This window comes from Enterococcus gallinarum NBRC 100675 (genome assembly GCF_001544275.1).
GTDB classification, from domain to species: Bacteria; Bacillota; Bacilli; order Lactobacillales; family Enterococcaceae; genus Enterococcus_D; species Enterococcus_D gallinarum.
Map to the genome: position 1 here is coordinate 1 of NZ_BCQE01000080.1, position 1349 is coordinate 1349.

A 1349-nucleotide genomic window follows, 5' to 3' on the forward strand; every position below is an offset into this window, starting at 1 on the left:
TTATATTTGTTATACCTTTTTATACGATGTGGAAAAAAATCGTATTGGGATTCGAGATATAACCGTAAAAGATGGCATAATCACCTTAATGAAGAATGTTCAATGGGCATTTAATAAAGCACCACATGCCATAATTATAGGAAGTACTGGAGGTGGAAAAACGTATTTTATGATGTCTTTGATCTATGCATTATTACCGTATGGTACATTTGATATTTGTGATCCAAAACGTGCAGATTTGGCTAGTTTAGAAAAAATACCAATTTTTAAAGATCAAGTTTTTTATGGTGGTGGTATTTTATCTTGTTTAATAAATCTAGCTAAAGAAACCGCTAATCGATACGATTTTTTAAGAGAACAGCCCGAGTATGAGTTAGGGTACGATTATACTTATTATCATCTAACTCCTCATTTTTTGGTGATTGATGAATGGGCAGCATATTATGCATCGTTAGATACTAAAGAAAAAAAGAAGGCAATGGGATGTTTGAACCAAATTGCTTTAATGGGTCGTCAATGTGGCGTGTTTTTAATTTTAGGTACCCAACGCCCAGATACAAAGTATTTGGACGGCGCGATACGAGATAATTTTGGTTTACGTGTAACACTGGGAAGAGTATCCAAAGCTGGGTATAAGATGATCTTTGAACATACAGTAAAATCATTATTTAATAAGCCGATTAAAGGTCGTGGTTATATTGATTCGGGAACCGATCAAGTACGAGAATTTTATGCGCCATTTATCGATATAACAAGATTTAACTTTTTTGCGGAATTTAAACAACTATCTGATCAATTAATGGCTGAAAAAATCAAGGAGACGAAAGAGGGAAAAAATGTATGAAGAAATCCCAGCTACATGTGGAACTCGATTAGGAATAAAAGATTTAATGATTGACTCTTTTTTGGCAATTGTTTTCAGTGAGAAGAGATTAAGCTTCTTTATCAATAAAAAAGTAGAGAATCGTTGGAGAGTACAACGTATGTATCCAACGAGTTAACTGATTGGTTACAGTTGCCTTATGACAATTATCGAAGGCGAATATGACGGGTTTTTACTTCAAATAAAAGTGCTCGATCCTATAGTGACCAAATTGTCGAAAAAGCAGCGGAACAGCCTGTTTTTTATGGACGATTCAAAGGACTTTCCTGTTCTTATGTTAAAAGTAAAGACCGGTCTCGACTGTACCTACAAGTAGAGGATATTAACTTGTCCTTTGCGTTGCCAGAAAATTAAATTTGTCCTCATTAGAATACGGAAGATGCTGTGCGTATGCTCCACAAGCAAACAAGCCTCAGGGCGGAAGGACGCGGAAGCGTCCTAGCGTTAGCGAAAGCCCTGAGGTGCA

The 1349-nt window shown here is 36.0% G+C and carries 2 protein-coding genes; both read left to right on the top strand.

Going from position 1 to position 1349, the window contains the following annotated elements; translation table 11 throughout:
• The coding region (locus tag EG2_RS18150; RefSeq protein ID WP_255210097.1) for an FtsK/SpoIIIE domain-containing protein at positions 1-844 on the top strand (844 nt) is incomplete at its 5' end.
• Positions 837-1001: a hypothetical protein gene (locus EG2_RS19050; protein WP_156424265.1), complete on the top strand. Its 165-nt coding sequence runs from the start codon at positions 837-839 to the stop codon at positions 999-1001. The genes EG2_RS18150 and EG2_RS19050, both read left to right, overlap by 8 nt.
• The last annotated feature ends 348 nt before the right edge of the window (positions 1002-1349 follow it).

Coding starts and splice junctions, on each gene's coding strand:
- EG2_RS19050 (WP_156424265.1), top strand. CDS start 837: ATGTATGAAGAAATCCCAGCTACATGTGGAACTCGATTAGGAATAAAA.